The sequence below is a fragment of the Planomonospora parontospora genome, from assembly GCA_014647935.1.
Classification (GTDB): Bacteria; Actinomycetota; Actinomycetes; order Streptosporangiales; family Streptosporangiaceae; genus Planomonospora; species Planomonospora parontospora.
On record BMQD01000007.1, the window covers coordinates 247133 to 269821 of the forward strand.

The following is a 22689-nucleotide window of genomic DNA, read 5'->3' on the forward strand; positions in this document are numbered from 1 at the left end:
TGCGTCTCAGTCCCCGTCGCGGTCGCGGCGGCGCAGGTAGCGCTCGAACTCCGCGGCGATGGCGTCGCCGCTCGCCTCCGGCAGCTCGGTGGCGTCCTTGCGCTCCTCCAGCTCGCGGACGTACTCGGCGACCTCGGTGTCCTGGGCGGCCAGCTCGTCCACGCCGTGCTCCCAGGCCCTGGCCTCCTCGGCCAGCTCGCCCAGGGGGATGGGGACGTCGAGCAGGTCCTCCATCCGGCTCAGCAGCGCCAGGGTCGCCTTGGGGTTGGGCGGCTGGGCGACGTAGTGCGGGACCGAGGCCCACAGGGAGACCGCGGGCAGCCCCGCGGCGCCGAGGGCGTGCTGCAGGACGCCGACGATGCCGGTCGGGCCCTCGTAGCGGCTCAGCTCCAGGTTGATCGCCCGGGCCAGCCCCTCGTCGGTGGCCGAGCCGACGATCGGCACCGGCCGGGTGTGCGGCGAGTCGTTGAGCAGCGCGCCGAGCAGCACCGCCAGCTCCACGCCCACCGCGCGGCAGACACCGACGATCTCGTCGCAGAACGAGCGCCAGCGCATGTTGGGCTCGATGCCCCGCAGCAGGACCACGTCGCGGGCGGAGCCGGGCGGCCGGGCCACCGACAGCTTCGTGGTGGGCCAGGTGAGCGACCTGGTCAGGCCCTCGCCCATCTCGACGATGGGCCGGGTGACCTGGAAGTCGTAGTAGTCCTCGGGGTCGAAGGAGACCAGCTCGGTGGCCTTCCACTCGGTCTCGAGGTGGGCGATCACTCCGCTCGAGGCCTCGCCCGCGTCGTTCCACCCCTCGAACGCGGCGATCAGCACCGGGTCGACGAGCTCGGGCAACCCTTCGAGTTCGATCACGCGCCGCCTCCTTGTCCCGCCTCGTTGCCTCCGGCTAAGCCTATGCGCTCGAGGCGGTCCCGCGTCACCTCCCGGAGGTGGTGCGGACGATCAGCACGTCGCACTCCGCCCGCTGCGAGACGCTCGACGGCACCGAGCCGAGCAGCCGCCCGGTGAGGCTGTTGAGCCCTCGGTTGCCGACGACCAGCAGGTCGGCGCGGAGCCGGCCGGCCAGGGAGACCAGCACGTCGACCGGGTCGCCCTCCTCGGCGGCCAGCTCGATCGCCGGGGCGCCCGCGGCGACGGCGTGCTCGCGGGCGGCCCGCAGCGCGTCCTCGGCCGGGGTGGAGCCGCTCACCTTGTAGGACAGCTCGCCGAGCAGGTCGGCGGCCGCGCTGCGGTCGCGCTCGCGCATGGGGAGGTAGGCGCAGGCCAGCACGAGGGTGGCGCCGGTCGCTGCGGCCAGGGAGGCGGCGGCGGAGACGGCGCGGAAGGAGGAGGGGGAGCCGTCGGTGCCGACGACGACGGTGCGGTAGGCCATCGGGATGACACCTCTCGTAACGGAACGGGGATAATTGGACGGAAAGTGCAATTGCCACCGTGAACGATAGCCGCCGCGCGGTTCCCAGTAAGCTTCCGCCTATGACAAACGCACCGTCTTTCCGTGACGTCCTGGCCGAGCGCGTGATGGTCGCCGACGGGGCCATGGGAACGATGCTGCAGGCCCACGACGTCACCCTCGACGACTTCGAGGGCCACGAGGGCTGCAACGAGGTGCTCAACGCCACCCGCCCCGACATCGTCCGGGCCGTGCACGACGCCTACTTCGAGGTCGGCGTCGACTGCGTGGAGACCAACACCTTCGGCGCCAACCTCGCCGCGCTCGGCGAGTACGACATCGCCGACCGCGTCTTCGCCTACTCCGAGGCCGGCGCCCGCGTCGCCCGCGAGGCGGCCGACCACTGGTCCACCCCGGACCACCCCCGCTTCGTGCTCGGCTCCATCGGACCCGGCACCAAGCTGCCCACCCTCGGGCACAAGCCGTACGGCGAGCTCCGCGACGCCTACTACGACAACGCCGCCGGCCTGGTCTCCGGCGGCGCCGACGCGCTGATCATCGAGACCTCCCAGGACCTGCTCCAGGTCAAGGCCGCCGTCACCGGCGCGAGGAGGGCCATCGCCGACGCGGGCCGCGACGTGCCGATCATCGCCCAGGTCACCATCGAGACCAACGGCGCGATGCTGCTCGGCTCGGAGATCGGCGCGGCGCTCACCGCGATCGAGCCCCTCGGCGTCGACGTCATCGGCCTCAACTGCGCCACCGGTCCCGCCGAGATGAGCGAGCACCTGCGCTACCTGGCCCGCCACGCCCGGGTGCGCCTGTCGTGCATGCCCAACGCCGGGCTGCCCGTGCTGACCTCCGACGGCGCCTACTACCCGCTCAGCCCGGACGAGCTGGCCGACGCGCACGACACCTTCACCCGCACCTACGGCCTGTCGATCGTCGGCGGCTGCTGCGGCACCACCCCCGAGCACCTGCGCAAGGTCGTCGAGCGCGTCCGGGGCCGCGAGACCGCCGCCCGCCGCCCGCACCCCGAGGCCGGCGCCTCCTCGCTCTACCAGCACGTCCCCTTCCGGCAGGACACCTCCTACCTGGCGGTCGGCGAGCGGACCAACGCCAACGGCTCCAAGGCGTTCCGCGAGGCGATGCTCGCCGGCAACTGGGAGGAGTGCGTCGAGATCGCCCGGGCCCAGGCCCGCGACGGCGCGCACATGCTCGACCTGTGCGTCGACTACGTCGGCCGCGACGGCACCCAGGACATGCGGGAGCTGGCCTTCCGCTTCGCCACCGCCTCCACGCTGCCGATCATGCTCGACTCCACCGAGCCCGCCGTGCTGGAGGCCGGCCTGGAGATGCTCGGCGGCCGGGCGATCCTCAACTCGGTCAACTACGAGGACGGCGACGGCCCGAACTCCCGCTTCACCAGGATCATGAAGCTGGCCCGGGAGCACGGCGCCGCCGTGGTCGCCCTGACCATCGACGAGGAGGGCCAGGCCCGCACCGCCGCGGACAAGGTGCGCATCGCGACCCGCCTCATCGAGGACCTGACGGGCAACTGGGGGATGAGGGTCGAGGACATCGTCGTCGACGCCCTCACCTTCCCGATCGCCACCGGCCAGGAGGAGACGCGGCGCGACGGCCTGGAGACCATCGAGGCCATCGCCGAGCTCAAGCGGCGCTACCCGGCCGTGCAGACGATCCTGGGCCTGTCCAACATCTCCTTCGGCCTCAACCCGGCCGCCCGCGTGGTGCTCAACTCGGTCTTCCTCAACGAGTGCGTCAACGCCGGGCTGGACTCGGCCATCGTGCACGCCTCCAAGATCCTGCCGATGGCCCGCATCCCCGAGGAGCAGCGCCAGGTCGCGCTGGACATGGTCTACGACCGCCGCCGCGAGGGCTACGACCCGCTGCAGCGCTTCATGGAGCTGTTCGAGGGCGTCGACAGCGCCGCCACCGCCCTGTCCCGGGCCGAGGAGCTGGCCGCGCTGCCGCTGTGGGAGCGGCTCAAGCGGCGCATCATCGACGGCGAGAAGAAGGGCCTGGAGGCCGACCTGGACGAGGCGCTCGCCCAGCGCCCGGCCCTGGAGATCGTCAACGACGTGCTGCTGGACGGCATGAAGACGGTCGGCGAGCTGTTCGGCTCCGGCCAGATGCAGCTGCCCTTCGTGCTCCAGTCGGCCGAGGTCATGAAGGCCGCCGTGGCCTACCTGGAGCCGCACATGGAGCGGGTCGAGGGCGAGACCAAGGGCCGCATCGTGCTGGCGACCGTCAAGGGCGACGTGCACGACATCGGCAAGAACCTGGTGGACATCATCCTGTCCAACAACGGCTACGAGGTCGTCAACCTCGGCATCAAGCAGCCGGTCTCGGCGATCCTGGAGGCCGCCGAGGAGTCCGGGGCCGACGTCGTCGGCATGTCCGGCCTCCTGGTGAAGTCCACGGTCATCATGAAGGAGAACCTCGAGGAGATGAACTCCCGGGGCATCGCCGGAAAGTACCCCGTGCTGCTCGGCGGCGCCGCGCTGACCCGCGCCTACGTCGAGCAGGACCTCGCCGAGTTGTTCGAGGGGGAGGTCCGCTACGCCCGCGACGCCTTCGAGGGCCTGCGCCTGATGGACGCCTTCATGGCGGTCAAGCGCGGGGTGGAGGGCGCCAGCCTGCCGCCGCTGCGCGAGCGCCGGGTCAAGACCGGGGCGACGCTGACCCGCACCCCGGTGGAGGAGCTGCCCGCCCGCTCCGACGTGGCCGCCGACAACCCCGTCCCGGCCGCGCCGTTCCTCGGCGACCGCGTGGTCAAGGGCATCCCGCTCGCCGACTACGCCGCCTTCCTCGACGAGCGGGCGACGTTCATGGGCCAGTGGGGCCTCAAGGCCGCCCGCGGCGGCGACGGGCCGTCCTACGAGGAGCTGGTCGAGACGCAGGGCCGCCCCCGGCTGCGGATGTGGCTGGAGCGGATGCAGACCGAGGGGCTGCTGGAGGCGGCCGTGGCCTACGGCTACTTCCCGTGCGTCAGCGACGGCGACTCGCTGATCATCCTCGACGACGCCGGCAACGAGCGGACCCGGTTCACCTTCCCGCGCCAGCGCCGCGACCGGCACCTGTGCCTGTCCGACTTCTTCCGCTCCAAGGACTCCGGCGAGGTCGACGTGGTCGCCTTCCAGGTCGCCACCATGGGCGGCCGGATCTCCGAGGCCACCGCCGAGCTCTTCGCCAAGGACGCCTACCGCGACTACCTGGAGCTGCACGGCCTGTCGGTCCAGCTCACCGAGGCGCTCGCCGAATACTGGCACGCCCGGGTCCGCTCGGAGCTGGGGATCGGCGGCGACGAGTCGCTGGAGGACATGCTCAAGGTCAACGTCACCGGCTGCCGCTACTCGTTCGGCTACCCGGCCTGCCCCAACCTGGAGGACCAGGTCCAGCTCGTGGAGCTGCTCGACCCCGCGCGGATCGGCGTGAAGCTGTCGGAGGAGTTCCAGCTCCACCCCGAGCAGTCGACGTCCGCGCTGATCGTCCACCACCCCGAGGCCGGCTACTTCAACGTCTGAGAACGGCTGAGAACGGTTGAGGCGGAGGGGGCACCCGGGGATGGACGCGGTCCTGTTCGACATGGACGGGCTTCTCGTGGACAGCGAGAAGGTCTGGTTCCAGGTCGAGACCGAGGTGATGGCGCGGCTGGGCGGCGACTGGGGGCCGCAGGACCAGGAGCACCTGGTGGGCGGTTCCATGCCGGCCACCGTCGCCTACATGCTCAAGGTCTCCGGGTCGCCGGCCGACCCCGCGGACGTGGCGGCCTGGATGCTCGAGGGCATGATCGGCCGCCTGTCCGGCGGGGTGGAGCTCATGCCGGGCGCCGCCGAACTGCTGGCGGCCGTACGGCGGGCGGGGCTGCCCGCCGCCCTGGTCACCTCCTCCTCACGGAAGATCGCCGACGCCTGCCTGCAGAGCATCGGCAGGCACCACTTCGACCAGGTGGTGACCTGTGACGACGTGGAGCGGACCAAGCCCGACCCCGAGCCCTACCTGACCGCGGCCCGGCTGCTCGGCGCGGACCCGGCCCGCTGCGTCGCGCTGGAGGACTCCCCCAACGGGGTGACCGCGGCCACCGCCGCGGGCTGCCGGGTGGTGGCGGTGCCGAGCGTGCTGCCGATCCCGCACGCGCCCGGCCGCCTGGTCGTGGGGTCCCTGCGCGAGGTCGGCGTCGAGCTCCTGCGGGCGCTGTCCGAGGGCGACGCGGAGGCCCTCCCCGAGGCGCGGAGCTTCGACCCCTAAGGGATGATCCCTCCCTGAGAAGGAGGATCGCCCGCGGATTCGCGTGCCAGGATGGAAATCCGGGTACACGACGACGAGGGGGACGATCCGCCATGACATTCGACCAGATCGCATGGTTGCCGGTCTGCGCCGGGCTGACCGGTGCGGGACTGGTGCTGAGCTTCCTGCTGCTGCGCCGCAGAGGGGCCGCGGCGGGGCTGCGCGCCGCGGCCTGGGCGCTGCTGCCGCTCGCCGCCTACCTGACCGGCGCGCTGCCGACCCTGTGGCAGATCGGCACGGCGGTCACCGGGTTCGTGACCGGCCTGGTGCTCAACCCCACCGTGTGGGCCGGGGTGGCGGTGGCCGGGGTCTCGGTGCTGCTCTTCCTCGTCTCGGGCTTCATGCGGGGACGGCGCCTGGCGGCCGCGCGCGGGGCGGCCCCGGCCGCGACGGCGGCCCCCGGGGCTCCCGCGGTCCAGAGCGCCGGGGGACAGGGCGCCGCCGCGGTCACCCAGCCGCTGCCGAAGCGCACGCCCGCGACGGCCAGGCCGGCTCAGAAGCCCGCCGCGAAGCCCGCCGCCCAGCCCGCGGCCGACGACGACTTCTCCGACATCGAGGACATCCTCAAGCGCCGAGGGATCGGGTGAGGCCGTGGATCGGTCCTGGTTGTGTCACAAAACCAAGACATAACCGGAACACCACTCAGACATCCACGTCAAGATCAGAACGAATGAATTTCACGTAAATCACAGTTAAGCCACATAGCCCCCCAACGGACTAGTCACCGCAGATCAGCCCATAGATTCTGCGAGGCGGGGCCGCGGAAAACGGGCCCGTAGACTTCAGGGCGCGACACCCCGGACCGGGGCACGCGCCCGTCGGACAACGTCGTCTGGGACCCAGGGGGCCACTGTATGACCGCACCGCTCGACGCGCCCGGCAAGGCTGCCGAGGCCGAGCCGGAGGCCGTAGTCGCGGGCGTGAGCGGGAAGGCCATCCAGGGCCGCTCGCTCGGCCAGATCGCGTGGCTGCGGCTCAAACGCGACAAGGTCGCGCTCGCCGGCGCCGGTGTCGTCGTCTTCCTGATCCTCGTCGCGACCTTCGCGCCGCTGATCGTGGGCTGGTTCGGCCATCCGCCGAACGAGTTCCACCAGGAGATGATCGACCCCTCCACGATGACGCCCAAGGGCGGCTCCGGCATCAGCGGGGAGTTCCTGTTCGGCGTGGAGCCGCTCAACGGCCGCGACCTGTTCAGCCGCGTCGTCTACGGCGCGCGGATCTCCCTGCTCATCGCCTTCCTCGCCACCGTGCTCTCGGTGGTCATCGGCACCGTCATGGGAGTCATGGCCGGCTACTTCGGCGGCTGGGTCGACACCGTGATCAGCCGGCTGATGGACATCTTCCTGGCCTTCCCGCTGCTCGTCTTCGCGATCGCCCTGGTCGGCGTGCTCGGCCAGTTCGAGCAGCAGCTCGGGGTGCAGGGCGACACGCTCCGCATCCTGCTCCTGATCTTCGTGATCGGCTTCTTCAACTGGCCCTACATCGGCCGGATCATCCGGGGGCAGACGCTCTCGCTGCGTGAGCGCGAGTTCGTCGACGCCGCCCGCAGCCTCGGCGCGCGCGGGCCGTACATCCTGTTCAGGGAGATCCTGCCGAACCTGATCGCGCCGATCCTGGTCTACGCCACGCTGCTGATCCCGACGAACGTGCTGTTCGAGGCGGCGCTGTCGTTCCTCGGCGTCGGCATCCAGGCGCCCACGGCGACCTGGGGCGGCATGCTCGCGCAGGCGGTGAAGTTCTACACCGTCCCGCACTTCATGTTCTTCCCGGGCATGGCGATCTTCATCACGGTGCTGGCGTTCAACCTCTTCGGCGACGGGCTGCGCGACGCGCTCGACCCGAAGTCCTCGCGCTGACCCGGCTCACACACCGACCGCTCCTGTTCCATCTCCCTATCCATCAAGGGGTGCAAGCAATGAAAAAGGGATCCGCACTGGGCCTCACGGCCGCGGGCGTCGTCCTCACCGTGGGCCTCGCCGCCTGCGGCGGCGGCAGCAGCGAGGGCAACAAGGCCGGCCAGACCGGCGGCGACAAGGCGAGCGCCCCGGCCGCGCAGGAGGCGTTCAACGCCGGCGTGGACAAGGTGTTCAACCCGTCCGACGCCAAGGGCGGCACGCTGAAGTTCGCCATCTCCGAGGACTGGGACTCCGTCGACCCGGGCGACACCTACTACGCCCTGTCGTGGAACCTCGTCCGCATCTACGGACGCTCGCTGGTGACCTACACCCCGGCGCCCGGCGCCGAGGGCCGCAAGCTCTCCCCGGACCTGGCCGAGAGCCTGGGCGAGTCGAGCGACGGCGGCAAGACCTGGACCTACAAGCTCCGCACCGGTGTGAAGTTCGAGGACGGCACGCCGGTCACGTCCAAGGACGTGAAGTACGCGGTGCTGCGCTCCATGGACAAGGAGACCTTCCCCAACGGCCCGACGTACTTCAACGACTGGCTGGACCTGCCGAAGGACTTCAAGAGCGTCTACAAGACCCCGGACGTCAACACCGACTCCGCGATCGAGACTCCGGACGACCAGACGATCGTCTTCCACCTGAAGAAGGCCTACGCCGGCTTCGACAACTTCGCCGCCCTGCCCGGCACCATCCCGGTGCCCCAGGCCAAGGACACCGGCGTCAAGTACCGCGAGCACGTCATCGCCACCGGCCCCTACAAGTTCGAGAAGGTCGAGGCCGGCAAGCAGTACACGCTGGTCCGCAACGAGCACTGGGACCAGGCGACCGACCCGGTCCGCAAGGCCCTGCCGGACCGCTACGAGATCACCCTCGGCGTCAACGCCGACGACCTCGACAACCGGATCATCTCCGGCGACCTGCACGTCGACCTGGCCGGCTCCGGCGTGCAGCCGGCCGCGCTCGGCCGCGTGCTGAGCGACCCGGCGATGAAGGCCCGCGTGGACAACCCCACCGGCGCCCGCACGTGGTACACCTCGATCATCGGCGACGTGCCCCCGCTGGACAACGTCGACTGTCGCAAGGCCGTCATCTACGCGGCCGACCGGGTCGGCCTGCAGAACGCCTACGGCGGCGAGTTCGCGGGCGGCGAGATCGCGACCGGCGTCATGCCCCCGTCGATCGGCGGCTGGAAGAAGCTCGACCTCTACCCGACCGGCACCGGCGACGCGGCGAAGGCCAAGGAGGCCCTGGCCGCGTGCGGCAAGCCCGAGGGCTTCGAGACCACCATGGCCTACCGCGCCGACCGCCCGAAGGAGAAGGCGACCGCCGAGTCGCTCCAGCAGGCGCTGGCCAAGGTCGGCATCAAGCTGACCCTCAAGGGCTACCCGACCAGTGACTACTTCACCCTGTACGCCGGCAAGCCGGAGTTCGTGAAGAAGAACGGCATCGGCCTGGCCACCAACGGCTGGGGCGCCGACTGGAACGACGGCTTCGGCTTCATGTCCCAGATCGTCGACAGCCGCACGATCCGCGCCTCGGGCAACTACAACCTGAGCGTCAAGGACAAGGAGATCGACGGGCTGATCGACAAGGCCATGCTGGAGACCGACACCGCCAGCCGCGACGCGATCTGGGGTCAGATCGACCAGCTGGTCATGGAGCGCGCCTACGTGCTGCCCTCCGTGTGGTCCAAGAGCGTGCTGGTCCGCCCGCAGGGCGCGACCAACGTGTTCGTCACCGGCGCGTTCGACATGTACGACTACCTGGGCATGGGCGTCCAGCAGTAAGTCCTGCCGGAAACCCGTTCAGACGAAAGCCAAGGCGTAAGGGGGCCGGCCCACAAGGCCGGCCCCCGGAGCCGGGGGGACTGTGGTCACATACATCATCAGGCGCCTGATCGGCGCCCTGCTCATGCTCGCCATCGTGAGCATGGTCACATTCTCGATCTTCTTCGTGGTCCCCCGGATGGCGGGCGCCACGTCGGAGGACTTCGCCAACCGCTACCTGGGCAAGGCCGCGACGGCGGAGATGGCCGCGGTGGCGGCGGAGAAGCTCGGGTTCAACGACCCGGTCCCGGTGCAGTACGGGCGCTGGATCAAGGGTGTCTTCGCCGGCGCCGAGTACGACACCGGCGCCTCGATCGAGCAGTGCCCCGCTCCCTGCTTCGGCTACTCCTTCGTCAAGCGGCAGCCGGTCTGGCCGGAACTGGTCGACCGGATCCCGGTGACGCTCTCGCTCGCCGTCGGCGCGTCGGTCATCTGGCTGATCGGCGGCGTCGCGGTCGGCGTGCTCTCCGCCCTCAAGCGCGGCTCGTTCTTCGACCGCGCCGCGATGAGCGTCGCACTCGCGGGCGTCTCCCTGCCGATCTTCTTCACCGGCATCGTCTCCCTGGTGGTCTTCAGCTACGGGATGGGCATCACCGCGCCCGGCGGCGCCTACACGCCGTTCGAGGAGAACCCGGCGGAGTGGGCCTACAACCTCCTGCTGCCCTGGATCACCCTGGCCTTCCTCTACGCGGCCTCCTACGCCCGGCTCACCCGCGCGGGCATGCTGGAGACCATGGGCGAGGACTACATCCGCACCGCCCGGGCCAAGGGCCTGCCCGAGTCCACCGTGATCTCCAGGCACGGCCTGCGCGCCGCGCTCACCCCGATCGTGACGATCTTCGGTCTGGACCTGGGGCTGCTGCTCGGCGGCGCGGTGCTCACCGAGAGCACCTTCTCGCTGAAGGGCATCGGCGACTACGCCGTCCAGGCGATCATGACGAACGACCTTCCGAAGATCATGGGCGTCACCATGGTCGCGGCGCTCTTCGTCGTGGTGGCGAGTCTGATCGTCGACCTGCTGTACGCGGTGGTCGACCCGAGGGTGAGGCTGGGATGAGCACTCCGACGAGCTTCCTCGAACTGAGGGACCTGCGCATCCACTTCCCGACCGACGACGGTCTGGTGAAGTCCGTGGACGGGCTCTCCTACAAGCTCGAGCGCGGCAAGACCCTCGGCATCGTGGGCGAGTCCGGCTCCGGCAAGAGCGTGACCTCGCTGGGCATCCTGGGCCTGCACAAGGGCACCCGGGCGAAGATCTCCGGCGAGATCTGGCTGGACGGCGAGGAGCTGGTCAGCGCCTCCGCCGAGCACGTGCGGCGGCTGCGCGGCAAGAAGATGGCGATGATCTTCCAGGATCCGCTGTCGGCGATGCACCCCTTCTACACCGTCGGCCAGCAGATCATCGAGGCGTACCGGATCCACCACAAGGTCAGCAAGAAGGTCGCGCGCAAGCACGCGATCGACATGCTCGGCCGGGTGGGGATCCCGCAGCCGGAGCGGCGCGTCGACAGCTACCCGCACGAGTTCTCCGGCGGCATGCGCCAGCGCGCCATGATCGCGATGGCCCTGTCGTGCGACCCCGAGCTGCTGATCGCCGACGAGCCGACCACCGCGCTCGACGTGACCGTGCAGGCGCAGATCCTCGACCTCATGCGGGACCTGCAGCGCGACTTCAACGCGGCGCTCATCATCATCACCCACGACCTGGGCGTCGTGGCCGAGCTCTCCGACGACATCCTGGTGATGTACGGCGGCAAGTGCATCGAGTACGGCACCGCCGAGGACATCTTCGAGCGTCCCGAGCACCCCTACACCTGGGGTCTACTGGGATCGATGCCCCGCCTGGACCGCGAGCCGACCGAGCGGCTGCTGCCGATCAAGGGCAACCCCCCGTCGCTGATCAACGTGCCCTCGGGCTGCGCCTTCCACCCGCGCTGCGCCTTCGAGGGCCGCACCGGCGGCAAGGCGGACACCGAGGTGCCGGCGCTGCTGGAGTCCTCGGGCGGCCACCTGGTCCGGTGCCACATGCCGCCGGAGCTCAGGCGGGACATCTGGGAGAACGAGATCAAGCCGAGTCTGGAGTCCTCATGAGCGAGCCGCTGCTGTCGGTGCAGGGGCTGGAGAAGCACTTCCCGGTCACCAAGGGCCTGTTCAAGCGCCAGGTCGGCGCGGTCAGGGCGGTGGACGGCGTCAGCTTCGACGTCTTCAAAGGCGAGACGATCGGCCTGGTGGGCGAGTCCGGCTGCGGCAAGACCACGACGGGCCGGCTGATCACCAGGCTCATCGAGCCGACGGGCGGGAAGGTCGTCTTCGAGGGCAACGACATCACCCACATGTCGCAGTCGAGGATCCGGCCGCTCCGCCGCGACATGCAGCTGATCTTCCAGGACCCGTACTCCTCGCTGAACCCGCGGCACACGGTCGGCGCCATCGTCGGCGCGCCCTTCCGCATCCAGGGGGTCAAGACCGAGCAGGGGATCAAGAAGGAGGTCCAGGACATCCTCGCCCTGGTCGGCCTGAACCCCGAGCACTACAACCGCTACCCGCACGAGTTCTCCGGCGGCCAGCGCCAGCGCATCGGCATCGCGCGGACCCTCGCGCTCAAGCCCAAGCTGATCATCGCCGACGAGCCGGTCTCCGCGCTGGACGTGTCGATCCAGGCCCAGGTCGTCAACCTGCTGGAGGACCTGCAGAACGAGCTGGACCTGACCTACGTGGTCATCGCGCACGACCTGTCGGTGGTCCGGCACATCAGCGACCGGGTCGCGGTGATGTACCTCGGTAAGATCGTCGAGCTCGCGGACCGCAAGAGCCTGTACGACGCGCCGATGCACCCGTACACCAACGCGCTGCTGTCGGCGGTCCCCATCCCCGACGTCAAGCACCGGGGCGACCGCGAGCGGATCCGGCTGCAGGGCGACGTGCCCAGCCCGCTCAACCCGCCGCCCGCCTGCCGCTTCCACACCCGGTGCTGGAAGGCCCAGGTGGTCTGCAAGACGGAGGAGCCACCGCTGGTGGAGCTGGCCCCCGGCCACCAGGTGGCCTGCCACTTCCCGGAGAACGCCGACAAGATCTCGGCTCCGGCGGCCGCGAAGGTGGCACGGAACGTGCAGGACGCGCAGCACCCGAAGGGCACGATCGCCTGAGCGCGGCCCGTCCGCCCGAGGGACGCCCGGCGGGGCACGGCTCGCACGAGCCGTGCCCCGCCGGGCGTTCCCGTACCGCGGGCCGGACGAGCCCCGCCGGGAACGCCGGGAACACCGGGAGGGCCCGGCGGCGCCATCCGGCGACCCACTGTCACATTTCTGCCACATCCTCTCACCGAGGGTGGTCAGCCGCGCCGCCCCCGGTGGATCCTTCGATCACCGGAGAGCCGGTCCGCGCGGGCGGTCGCGATCCGGCGGTGAGACGGCTATGAGGTGCAGCATGCGACGAGACGGTGTGCCCCTGCGCAGGACGGCGGCGGTGATCGCGGGTTCGGCCCTGGTCCTGGCCGCCGCGGCGTGCGGGGACGATCCGGCCCCGGGGACCCCCCGGGCGGCGACCGCGGAGGAGCCGGTCCTGGTCTTCGCCTCCTCGGCCGACCCCGCCATCCTCGACCCGGCCTTCCACAGCGACGGCGAGTCCTCCCGGGTGACCAGCCAGATCTTCGAGACGCTCGTGATCACCGAGCCGGGCGGCACCGGGGTGGCGCCCGGCCTCGCGGAGAGCTGGAAGGTCAGCGAGGACGCCGACACCTACACGTTCACGCTCCGCCCGGGCGTACGGTTCCACGACGGCGAGCCGCTGACCGCCGCGGCGGTCTGCGCCAACTTCGAGCGCTGGTACAACTTCACCGGCCTGGCCCAGTCGGACTCGGTCTCCTACTACTGGGTGACGGTCTTCCGGGGCTTCGCGAAGAACGAGTCCGGCACCCTCCGCAAGAGCCTGTACGGCGGCTGCGCGGCACCGGACGACAGGACCGTCGAGCTGCGGCTCACCGAGCCGTCCGCCGCCGTGCTGTCGGCGCTGACGCTGTCGTCGTTCGGCATCGCCAGCCCCAGGGCGCTCAAGGCGTACCGGGCCGACGAGGTCGCCGGGACCGCGGACTCGCCGCGGTTCACCGGGACCTTCGGCACCCGGCACCCGATCGGCACCGGCCCGTTCAGGTTCGCCGGCTGGATCCGCGGCGACCGGCTGGAACTGGTGCGCAACGACGACTACTGGGGCGAGAAGGCCAAACTCGGCAAGATCGTGTTCCGACCGATCGAGAAGGCCGCCGACCGGGCCCGGGCGCTGCTGGCCGGCTCGGTGCACGCCTTCGACTACGCCGACCCGGCCGACCTGGAGGCGCTCAAGCGGGCCGGCGCGCAGGTGCTGGAGCGGGCGTCGTTCAACATGGGGTACCTCGGCTTCAGCCAGAAGACCGAGATCATGCGCAACCGGAGGATCCGCCAGGCCATCGCCCACGCGATCGACCGCGACAGGATCGTCGGCACGCGGTACGGCCCGGGCGCGAAGGTCGCCCAGGCGTTCATGCCGGACAGCATGTGGGGCCACAGCGAGGACTTCGCCGGATACGGCCACGACGTGGCCGAGGCCCGGCGGCTCGTCGCCGAGTCCGGGGTCTCGGAGCCGACCCTGGAGTTCTGCTACCCCAGCGGTGTCAGCCGCGCCTACATGGTGGACCCGGAGGGCAATTTCCGGCTGATGAAGGCCGACCTGGAGGCCGCGGGCTTCACGGTGAGGCCGAGGACCCTGCCGTGGAGCCCCGGCTACCTCGACGCCGCCCGGGCCGGTGACTGCCCGCTGTACCTCCTGGGCTGGAACAGCGACTTCGGCGACCCGGACAACTTCCTCGGCACGTTCTTCCAGTCGTTCTCCAACCAGTGGTCGTTCCGGAACGAGAAGATCTTCGAGGTGCTGGACCGGGCCGAGAAGGAGCCCGAGCAGGCCGTGCGGGAGAAGCTGTACAGGCGGGCGAACGCGCTGCTGGCCGACTTCGTGCCGGGCGTGCCGTACGCGCAGAGCCCCTCGTTCTCGGCCGCGGCCAGGAACGTGACCGGCTGGACGCCGAGCCCGGTGCTGCCCAGCGACTCCTTCGCCAGGGTCGCGCTGAGGTGACCGGCCGTGCTCCCGGCGCCCTCTCCGCCGGAGCCGGGATCCTCACCGTCAGCCCAGGGCGGACATGACGGGAGCGAAGAACCGGCTCCGGTCCCCGGGGAGCGGCCCGGCGCCGAGGACCATGTCCGAGGTCCGCATCCCCGCCGCCACGCCCCGGGCCTCCAGCCACGCGGCCAGCTCCGGGCGGTCGTCGGCGACCTCGACGCGGACCGGCCCCCGCGTCCGGGCGGCGAGGTCGGCGATCAGCGCCCGGGCGGTGCCGGGGTCCGCCGCGATCACCGGCCCGACGACGGTGTTGGCCACGTTGCGCCACCGCCCGGCGTAGCCGGCGATCCCCCCGCGCCCGTCCTCGACCACCCGCAGCTCCTCGGCGAAGTCCGCGTATCTCTCCAGCATCGCCGACCTGTCGGCGCCGGCGACCTCCGCGTCCAGGTCGGCGATCGCCTTCAGGTCCTCCGGCGCGGCCGCGCGGGAGGACCCCGCCGCCTCCCCGCCGAAGACGCCGACGTGCATGGCCGCCGCACCCGTCACCCGGAAACCGAGGCGCTCGTACAGGGGGAGGCCCATCGCGGTCGCGTTGAGGAACACCGTCGCGCCGCCCGCCCGCTCCACCGCGTGCCGGACCAGGCGGCCGGCCAGCCCCCGGCGCTCGCGCCGCTCGGCCACCAGCACCATGCTGACCGCCGCGGTGCGGGAGCCGTAGCGGGTCAGGACCGTCGTGGCGACGAGCGTGCCGTCCGGATCGGTGATCCCGTAACCCTCGCCGCCCTCCAGCAGGAAGCGCCACTTGCGCTCCTCGCGCCCCCACCGCCGGCTCTCGGCCAGGTCCAGGCAGGCGTCCAGGTCGTCGGTGGTCAGTTCACGGATCAGCATGAACCGATCATGCACGCCGCGGGCCGCGGCGGTCCGATAGTTTCCGGGCATGCCGATAGCCGATGGCTATTGTGGCTGCATGAGCGTGACACTGCCCGCCGTACGGGCGTTCGTCGAGGTCGCCAGGGCCGGTTCCTTCCGGGAGGCGGCGGCCTGCCTCGGTGTCAGCCAGCCCACCGTGAGCGCCGCCGTCGGACGCCTGGAGGCGGCGGCGGGGGAGCGGCTGCTGGTGCGGGACCGCGACGGGGTGCGGCTGACCGAGCACGGCGTCAGGGTACTGGCGCACGCGGCGAGTGTGGTCAGCGCCGCCGACGGGCTGGAGGCGGAGCTGGCCGGGCGCTCGCCGGGGCTGACCGTGGGCTTCATGGGGGAGGCGGCGGGCGCGCTCACCGCCGGGCTGCTCGACGAGGTGCGCCGCGTCTCCGGCCGCGAGGTACGGCTGCGCCGCTTCGACTTCGACGACCCGTCCTGCGGCCTGCTGACCGGGGTCAGCGACCTGGCCGTGGTGTGGCCGCCGCTGACCACCGGGGACGCCCTGGAGGTCCGGCCGCTGGGCACCGACCGGCGGGCGGTCGCGGTGCCGGCCGGCGACCCGCTGGCCCGGCGGGCGGAGGTGGACCCCGCCGAGCTCGGCGGGCGCGTCTGGGTGGTGCCGAGCAGTCCCGACCCCGTCTGGCGGGCCTTCCGCCACCCCGGCTCCATCGGGGTGCCCGACGTGGCGGGGGAGGTCGGCTCCGGCGCGATCGAGGAGACGCTGGAGCTGGTCGCGGCGGGCCGGGGCGTCGCCCTGCTCTCGGAGAGCACCGACGAGCACTACGCCCGCACCGGGGTGGTCTTCGTCCCGCTCCCGACCGACCACCGGTGCGCCACCGCCGTCGCCTGGCGGCGCGGCGACACCCGCCCGGTGCTGACCGGCGTCGTCGCGGGGCTCTGACGTCCGCGGCGCAGGCGGCGCGACCCGCCGAGGAGCGTCGTCGCGGGGGTTCTGATGCCCGAGGCGCAGGCGGTGTCCGGGACCCGCCTAGGAGAGGGCGCCCGGCGTGATCAGGCCGGTCTCGTAGGCCAGGACCACGGCCTGGACGCGGTCGCGCAGGCCGAGCTTGGTGAGCACGTTGCCGACGTGGGTCTTGACGGTCGTCTCGCTCACCACCAGCTCGGCGGCGATCTCCGCGTTGGACATGCCGCGCGCGATCAGCTTCAGCACCTCCAGCTCGCGGTCGGTGAGCCGGTCCAGGCGGGCGGGGGTGGACTGCTGGTGGACCGAGGGCAGGCGGGCGCCGAACCTGTCCAGCAGCCTCCGGGTGACGCTCGGCGCGACGATGGCGTCCCCCGCCGCGATCACCCGGATGGCCTGCACGAGCTCGTCCGGCGGGACGTCCTTCAGAAGGAAGCCGCTGGCCCCGGCGCGGAGCGCCTCCACGATGTACTCGTCCAGGTCGAAGGTGGTCAGCACCAGAACCCTCGGCACGTGCGCGCCGCCGGTGGCCTCGCGCACGATCCGGCGGGTCGCCTCGATGCCGTCCACGCCCGGCATGCGGATGTCCATCAGCACCACGTCGGGCAGCAGCGCCCGCGCCTGGTCCTGGGCGACCTTGCCGTCACCGGCCTCGCCGACCACCGTGATGTCCGGCTCGGCCTCCAGGATGAGGCGGAAACCGGTGCGCAGCAGCGGCTGGTCGTCCACGAGCAGCACCCTGATCGTCATCGTGCATCCTTGAGGGGGAAACGGGCGTCGACCTCGAATCCGCCCTCCGAACGCGGGCCGATCCTCAGGATTCCACCATAGAGTGCGACGCGTTCGCGAATGCCGACCAGCCCGTGGCCGCTCCGCTCCCCTTCGGGGACGGGCACGGGGCCCCGGCCGTCGTCCTCGACCCGGACGGTCAGCTCACCGGGGCCGCGCCGTACGGTCACCCAGGCGCGGGCGCCCGGTCCCGCGTGCCGCAGGGAGTTGGTGAGCGCCTCCTGGACCAGCCGGTAGGCGGCCAGGTCCACCCCCGGCGGCAGCGGGGGCGCATGCTCCCGCCCGCCCTCGATCCCGTCGCGGTCTGCGTCCCCGTCCCCGTCCCCGTCCGCGTCCGCGCAGGAGCGGATCCGCCCCGCCCCGTCGACCTCCTCGAACCGCAGCCGCGTGCGCAGGCCCGCCTCGGACATCTGGGCGGCCAGGGAGGGGATCGAGCGGACCCCCGGCCGCGGCTCCCGCTCGGCGGGGGTCGACTCGGTCCTCAGCACGCCCACGATGCCGCGCATCTCGGCCATCGCGGCCCGGCCCGTGTGCTCGATGGCCGACAGCGCCTCGCGGGCCCCGTCGGGGTTGTTCGCCAGCACCCGCCGGGCCGCGGCGGCCTGCACGGTCATCACGCTCACGTGGTGGGCGACCACGTCGTGCAGCTCCCGGGCGATCCGGGAGCGCTCCTCGGCCCTGGCGGCCCGGGTGTCGGCCTCCCTGGCGCGCTCCAGCCGGTCCGCGCGGTCGCGCAGCTCCGCCAGGTAGGCGTGGCGCAGCCGGAGGCTCCGTCCCACCAGCCAGCACGTCACGGTGAGGACGACCTCGAACAGCTGGGAGGTCCAGTCGGCGAGGTCGCCTCGCGCCGCCGCGGCGGCCAGCCGGCCCGCGAAGGCCGCCGTCAGCGCGCCCAGGCTGAGCGCCAGGCCGCGCCGGGCGGCGACGGTGTAGACCAGCCAGAGGGCGGCGAACCCGAGCACCGAGCCGTCCGCGCCGAGCAGGGCCAGCGTCAGGTCGGCGGTGAGGACCAGGCCGAGCGCCGCCAGCGGGCGGGAGCCGCGCAGCACCGTGGCCAGGCATCCCAGCACGAGCAGGGTCAGGGCCGGCCAGCCGGGACTCCCCGGCCCGGTGGAGCCGTCCTGGGCGAGGGGGAGGCGGAGGGAGGAGACCGCGGCGACCGCCAGCAGCACCGCGACGACCGCGTCCGCGAGCAGCGGCCGGTCGCGGAGCCAGGGCCGCAGGCCGCCCAGGGTGTTGCGCACACAATCAATCTAGGCGTCCTGCCCGGAGCTCCACCCTGCTGGAGGGGGAGATCGGCCTCATCCCTGCGGACGAGTCCGCGGCGCGCCGCCCGAGGGCGGACCAGGCGGCCGCACGCCCGCGCGGCGGGCGGCCGCGCCGTACGGACGGGGACGGGTCCGCGGGGCGCGCCCGTACGGCGTGCGCCCGTGCCGGGCCGTACGGCGCTCAGACCTCGTCGGTGGCCTCCTTGACCGCGCGGCGGGTGCTGCGCACGGTGTCGCCGGGCTGGCGGGCCGGCAGGGGCGGGGGAGTGCCGCCGAACTCGGGGCACAGCTCCTTGTAACTGCACCAGTCGCACAGGCGGCTGGGCCGGGCGACCCACTCGCCGCTGTCCAGCGCCCGCTCGATGGCCGTCCACAGGGCCTGGACCTTGCGCTCGGTGGCCCGCAGGTCCGCCTCGTCGGGGGAGTAGCGCAGGATCTCACCGCCGCCCCCGAGGTACATCAGCTGGAGCAGGCGGGGCACCGAACCGTGCAGCCGCCACAGCACCAGCGCGTAGAACTTCATCTGGAACAGCGCCCTGCCCTCGAAGGCGGGGCCCGGCGCGCTCCCGGTCTTGTAGTCGACGACCCGGACCTCGCCGGTGGGCGCGACGTCCAGCCGGTCGATGTAGCCCCGCAGCATCAGGCCGCTGTCGAGCACCGCCTCGACGTACAGCTCCCGCTCGGCGGGCTCCAGCCGGCTGGGGTCCTCCAGGGTGAAGTAGCGCTCCAGCAGGGCGCGGGCCTGGGCCAGCCAGCGCGCCTGCTCCTCCTCGCCGTCGAACATGCCGGCGTAGGCAGGCTCCCGCTCCAGCAGCCGCCGCCACTGGGGCTCCAGCAGGTCCAGGGCCGCGGCGACGGTGCGCGCGGGCGCCGGCAGGTCGTAGAGCCGCTCCAGCACCGCGTGGACCACCGTGCCGCGCACGGCGGCGGGCGACGGCGGCTCGGGCAGCTGGTCGATCACCCGGAACCGGTAGAGCAGCGGGCACGTCATGAAGTCACCGGCACGGGACGGCGACAGCGCTCCGACGATCGTGGGCTCGGTCAGTGACATGTCCGCACTGTAGGCCACCCCGGTGACAGTTCGCGCTCGAGACGGCCGCTCGGAGCCGACGGACCCGCCGCCGGCGCGTAGCATCGAGGCCGGGAAGCGGTGTGCGACGAGGAGTGGTGAGCCAGCGGTGAGCAGCGACAGCCCGCGCCAGGACAGTCCGGGTCTGCGGATGGGGCGCCCGTTCGGCGTCCCGGTCTACGTCTCGCCGACCTGGTTCCTGGTGGCGGCGTTCATCACCTTCACCTTCCAGCCCGTCGTGGTGTCGCGCCTGCCGGAGCTGAGCACCGGGCTCTCCTATCTGGTGGCGCTCGCCTTCGCGGTGCTGCTGTACGTCTCGGTCCTGCTGCACGAGCTGGCGCACTGCGTGGTCGCCAAGGCGTACGGCCTGCCGGTCCGCCGCATCACGCTCTACCTGCTGGGCGGCGTCTCGGAGATCGAGCGCGAGCCGGAGACCCCCGGCCGGGAGTTCATGGTCTCCTTCGCCGGCCCGCTGCTCTCGCTGGGCCTCGGCGGTGCGGGCTACGCCCTCGAGCGGTTCCTGGACCCCGGCACCGTGCTGAGCGTCCTGACCTTCCAGCTCTGGTTCGCGAACCTGATCGTCGGCGTCTTCAACCTGCTGCCCGGCCTGCCGCTGGACGGCGGCCGGATGCTCCGCGCCGGGGTGTGGAAGCTCACCCGCAACCCGGGTTCCGGGACGGTCGCGGCGGCCTGGGCCGGCCGCGTGCTGGCCGTGCTGCTGGTGGTCTGGCCCGCGGGCCTGTCGCTGATGAGCGGGCAGGAGCCGAGCTGGAGCATGCTCATCTGGTCGGTCCTGCTGGCCTCCTTCATCTGGTTCGGCGCCACCCAGGCGCTGCGCGGAGCCCGGATGCGGGCCCGCATCCCGCAGGTCAGCGCCCGGGCCCTGGCCAGGCGGGCCGTCCCGGTCACCGCCGACGTGCCGCTGGCCGAGGCGCTGCGCCGGGCGGCGGAGGCGCAGGCCGGCGCCCTGGTCGTGGTGGACCACGAGGGCGGTCCGACCGGGATCGTCAGCGAGGTGGCGGTGGAGGCGACCCCGGAGGCCCGCCGCCCCTGGGTGACGGCCGGCTCGCTGGCGCGCAGCCTGGAGCCGTCCCTGGTGCTGGCCGCCGACCTGGAGGGGGAGCCGCTGATCGAGGCGATGCGCGGCGCCCCCGCCGGGGAGTACCTCCTGGTCGAGCGCGGCGGGGAGATCTTCGGCGTGCTCGCCACCGCGGACGTGAACCGGATGTTCACCGGGGTCTGAGCGCGGGCCGCGGGCGGACTCCGCCAGTTCCGGTGGGCGAAGGACTGGCCTACCCTGTTCGGACTGCTCACCCTCGTTCCCGAGGGCTGGGTGCTGTACTTTTTACTACGGTCTGGTGCGATCGATGTCATCGGGCCGATTCCAGCGGGCACCTTCTGGACGCACTTCACCGTGGTCTGGGTATGCATGTGGCTGGTGGCGAACGGGCCGATGCGCGTGCCGTTCATCCGGTGGGGTTTCCGGGGAGGGAGAGTTCTGTGACCGACCAGGGCTTCGGGGCGGTGCGTCCGCTGCCGGGCAACGGGCTGGTCGCCCATGTGGGCGGGCTGCTGCTGGTGTGCGACGCGGCCGAGGCCGTCATGGAGGACCTGCTGGGGGCGCTGCGGGAGACCGCCGCCTCGGGCGGTGACGGGCGGGCGCTGGCCCGCCGGGTCGCCCAGGTGCTGGCCGCCATGATGGGCGAGCCCGTGGCGTGCGCCGTGGCCGGGCCCGTGCCCGAGGGCGTGGCCGTGCTGGTCAGCGGCCCGGCGGCGGCGTCGGTCACCGGTTCGGCCGGTGAGGTGCGGCTCGCCGGGCGCGACGCGCTCACCTGGTCCGACCGGCTGGTGCCGGGCCCGGTCACCCGGGTGGAACTGCGCCTGCCCGAGGCGGGCGCGGCGCAGCGCCTCACCCGGCTGGACGGCGGTGTGGTCGTCGGCGGCGGCGTCGAGTGCGACCCGTCGGCGGAGGGCGGGGCGCCGCCGCTGCCCGCGCCGCAGGCCCGCTCCGCCCAGCCGGAGCCGGAGATCCGCACACCCGCGCCGGCCCCGATGGCGCAGCCTCCGGTGGAGGCGCCCGTCGCACTCCCCGCCGCGCAGTCCGACTGGTCGCCGTTCTCCTCCGAACCCTCAGCGCCCTCCGGGCCCGCCGCGGCGCACATGGCCCCCGCGCCCTCCGACTGGTCCGCCCCGCCGGCCGAGCCCGTACAGCCCGCGCCGCCGTACCCGATGGGCCCTCCCATGAGCCCGGCGGGCCCGCCGGACCACTACGCGCAGCCTCCCGCGCCGCCGATGGAGCCGCAGGCCCCCGTCCCGCACCCGTGGGACTCCGGGCCGATGCCGGCGGTCCCCGCGCAGGGGCAGGGCCCGCTCTCCGGCCCGGCCTTCACCTCGCAGGAGGACGCGGAGACCGCCCGGGCGAACGGGATGGGCGGCGACCCCCTCGGCCCCGGCGACCTGCGCAACGAGTCGTTCGAGTACGAACTGCCGGTCCCCGGCGGCCCGCCGAGCTCGCCGGACCTCATGCCGCCCGCGGCGGCCGAGCCGGAGTCGCGGCCGCTGGTCCACGGCGTGGACTGCAAGAACGACCACTTCAACGACCCGCGGGTGCCCTACTGCGCGGTCTGCGGCATCGCCCTGGTGCAGCGCACGCTCGTCCCCTACAAGGGGCCGCGCCCGCCGCTGGGCGTGCTCCTGCTGGACGACGGCGTGACGCTCCGCCTCGACGCCGACTACCTGCTCGGCCGTGATCCGGAGCGGGCCCCGGAGGTCGCCGACGGCTCGGTCCGCCCGGCCAAGGTCACCAGCCCGGACGGCTCGGTCTCCCGCCGCCACCTGCGGGTGGCACTGGACGGCTGGGACGTCAACCTGATCGACCTGGGCTCGGTCAACGGCACCCAGATCCAGCCGCCCGGCGACCCGAACTTCTACGACATCCCGCCGAACGAGCCGGTCACGATCATGCCCGGCACGACCGTGCGGATCGGCGTCTCGCGCACCATGCGCTACGAGTCGCACCGCAACCGGTAGACGCGGCGCCCGCTCTCAGCCCTGCGCCGCCGGAGAGGTGACCGGCCGCCTCCACGCCCTGCCCTCCAGCGCCCGCGCCGTCCCGGATCCGGGACGGCGCGGGCGTTGACAGCGCGTCCGGGGGGCCGTCTATCATCCGCTCAGGCGCGCAAAACATGAGGAGGG

At 72.3% G+C, this 22689-nt stretch carries 18 protein-coding genes; 12 read left to right on the forward strand and 6 right to left on the reverse strand.

The annotated features are described in order from the left end of the window. Nucleotides 1-6: 6 nt before the first annotated feature. Both IEZ07_RS13735 and IEZ07_RS13740 read right to left on the reverse strand, forming a co-directional pair. On the reverse strand, nt 7-858 hold the full coding sequence (locus IEZ07_RS13735) for a PAC2 family protein (RefSeq protein ID WP_068899351.1): 852 nt from the start codon (nt 856-858) through the stop codon (nt 7-9). A gap of 64 nt (nt 859-922) precedes the next feature. After that, the gene (locus IEZ07_RS13740; RefSeq protein WP_191895097.1) at nt 923-1378 is read right to left on the reverse strand and encodes a universal stress protein; all 456 of its coding nucleotides are present in this window, start codon (nt 1376-1378) and stop codon (nt 923-925) included. Between the two features lie 101 nt (nt 1379-1479). Between IEZ07_RS13740 and metH the strand changes: the two genes are divergently transcribed. From metH to IEZ07_RS13785, 9 genes are all read left to right on the forward strand, one after another. Beyond that, entirely contained in the window at nt 1480-4944 is a 3465-nt protein-coding gene (metH, locus tag IEZ07_RS13745; RefSeq protein WP_191895098.1) for a methionine synthase, read from the forward strand. A 40-nt stretch (nt 4945-4984) separates the two neighbouring features. After that, complete coding sequence (locus IEZ07_RS13750) at nt 4985-5668, forward strand: HAD family hydrolase (protein ID WP_191895099.1); 684 nt, start codon at nt 4985-4987, stop codon at nt 5666-5668. A 92-nt stretch (nt 5669-5760) separates the two neighbouring features. After that, on the forward strand, nt 5761-6294 hold the full coding sequence (locus IEZ07_RS13755) for a cellulose synthase (RefSeq protein WP_191895100.1): 534 nt from the start codon (nt 5761-5763) through the stop codon (nt 6292-6294). A gap of 267 nt (nt 6295-6561) precedes the next feature. After that, on the forward strand, nt 6562-7563 hold the full coding sequence (locus IEZ07_RS13760) for an ABC transporter permease (RefSeq protein WP_189236271.1): 1002 nt from the start codon (nt 6562-6564) through the stop codon (nt 7561-7563). A gap of 59 nt (nt 7564-7622) precedes the next feature. Continuing rightward, a complete protein-coding gene (locus IEZ07_RS13765; RefSeq protein WP_191895101.1) occupies nt 7623-9398 on the forward strand; it encodes an ABC transporter substrate-binding protein in 1776 nt (591 codons plus the stop codon). Between the two features lie 82 nt (nt 9399-9480). Further along, on the forward strand, nt 9481-10494 hold the full coding sequence (locus IEZ07_RS13770) for an ABC transporter permease (RefSeq protein WP_191895102.1): 1014 nt from the start codon (nt 9481-9483) through the stop codon (nt 10492-10494). Continuing rightward, nucleotides 10491-11528 carry an ABC transporter ATP-binding protein gene (locus IEZ07_RS13775; protein WP_191895103.1) on the forward strand — a complete coding sequence of 346 codons (1038 nt, stop codon included), beginning with the start codon at nt 10491-10493 and terminating at the stop codon, nt 11526-11528. Before IEZ07_RS13770 ends, IEZ07_RS13775 begins: the two co-directional genes overlap by 4 nt. Beyond that, nucleotides 11525-12583, forward strand: coding sequence for an ABC transporter ATP-binding protein (locus IEZ07_RS13780; RefSeq protein ID WP_191895104.1), 1059 nt, complete (start codon nt 11525-11527; stop codon nt 12581-12583). Before IEZ07_RS13775 ends, IEZ07_RS13780 begins: the two co-directional genes overlap by 4 nt. A gap of 280 nt (nt 12584-12863) precedes the next feature. Then, a complete protein-coding gene (locus IEZ07_RS13785) occupies nt 12864-14540 on the forward strand; it encodes an ABC transporter substrate-binding protein (protein WP_191895105.1) in 1677 nt (558 codons plus the stop codon). Between the two features lie 48 nt (nt 14541-14588). On the opposite strand, the gene IEZ07_RS13790 is transcribed toward IEZ07_RS13785, so the two are convergent. Next, nucleotides 14589-15413 carry a GNAT family N-acetyltransferase gene (locus IEZ07_RS13790; protein ID WP_191895106.1) on the reverse strand — a complete coding sequence of 275 codons (825 nt, stop codon included), beginning with the start codon at nt 15411-15413 and terminating at the stop codon, nt 14589-14591. Nucleotides 15414-15492: 79 nt separating this feature from the next. Here IEZ07_RS13790 and IEZ07_RS13795 point away from each other — a divergent pair, with 79 nt between their 5' ends. Beyond that, nucleotides 15493-16347, forward strand: a complete 855-nt coding sequence (locus IEZ07_RS13795) for a LysR family transcriptional regulator (protein ID WP_191895107.1) — start codon at nt 15493-15495, stop codon at nt 16345-16347. Between the two features lie 87 nt (nt 16348-16434). On the opposite strand, the gene IEZ07_RS13800 is transcribed toward IEZ07_RS13795, so the two are convergent. From IEZ07_RS13800 to IEZ07_RS13810, 3 genes are all read right to left on the reverse strand, one after another. Continuing rightward, a complete protein-coding gene (locus IEZ07_RS13800) occupies nt 16435-17118 on the reverse strand; it encodes a response regulator (RefSeq protein ID WP_068899371.1) in 684 nt (227 codons plus the stop codon). Then, nucleotides 17115-18401 (reverse strand): sensor histidine kinase, encoded by a 1287-nt coding sequence (locus IEZ07_RS13805; protein ID WP_191895108.1) that lies wholly within the window; start codon nt 18399-18401, stop codon nt 17115-17117. Before IEZ07_RS13805 ends, IEZ07_RS13800 begins: the two co-directional genes overlap by 4 nt. 205 nt (nt 18402-18606) lie before the next feature. Then, nucleotides 18607-19476, reverse strand: coding sequence for a RecB family exonuclease (locus IEZ07_RS13810; RefSeq protein ID WP_068899373.1), 870 nt, complete (start codon nt 19474-19476; stop codon nt 18607-18609). 169 nt (nt 19477-19645) lie between these two features. Here IEZ07_RS13810 and IEZ07_RS13815 point away from each other — a divergent pair, with 169 nt between their 5' ends. After that, complete coding sequence (locus IEZ07_RS13815; RefSeq protein ID WP_191895178.1) at nt 19646-20737, forward strand: site-2 protease family protein; 1092 nt, start codon at nt 19646-19648, stop codon at nt 20735-20737. 257 nt (nt 20738-20994) lie between these two features. After that, complete coding sequence (locus IEZ07_RS13820) at nt 20995-22524, forward strand: FHA domain-containing protein (protein WP_191895109.1); 1530 nt, start codon at nt 20995-20997, stop codon at nt 22522-22524. Nucleotides 22525-22689 lie beyond the last annotated feature (165 nt).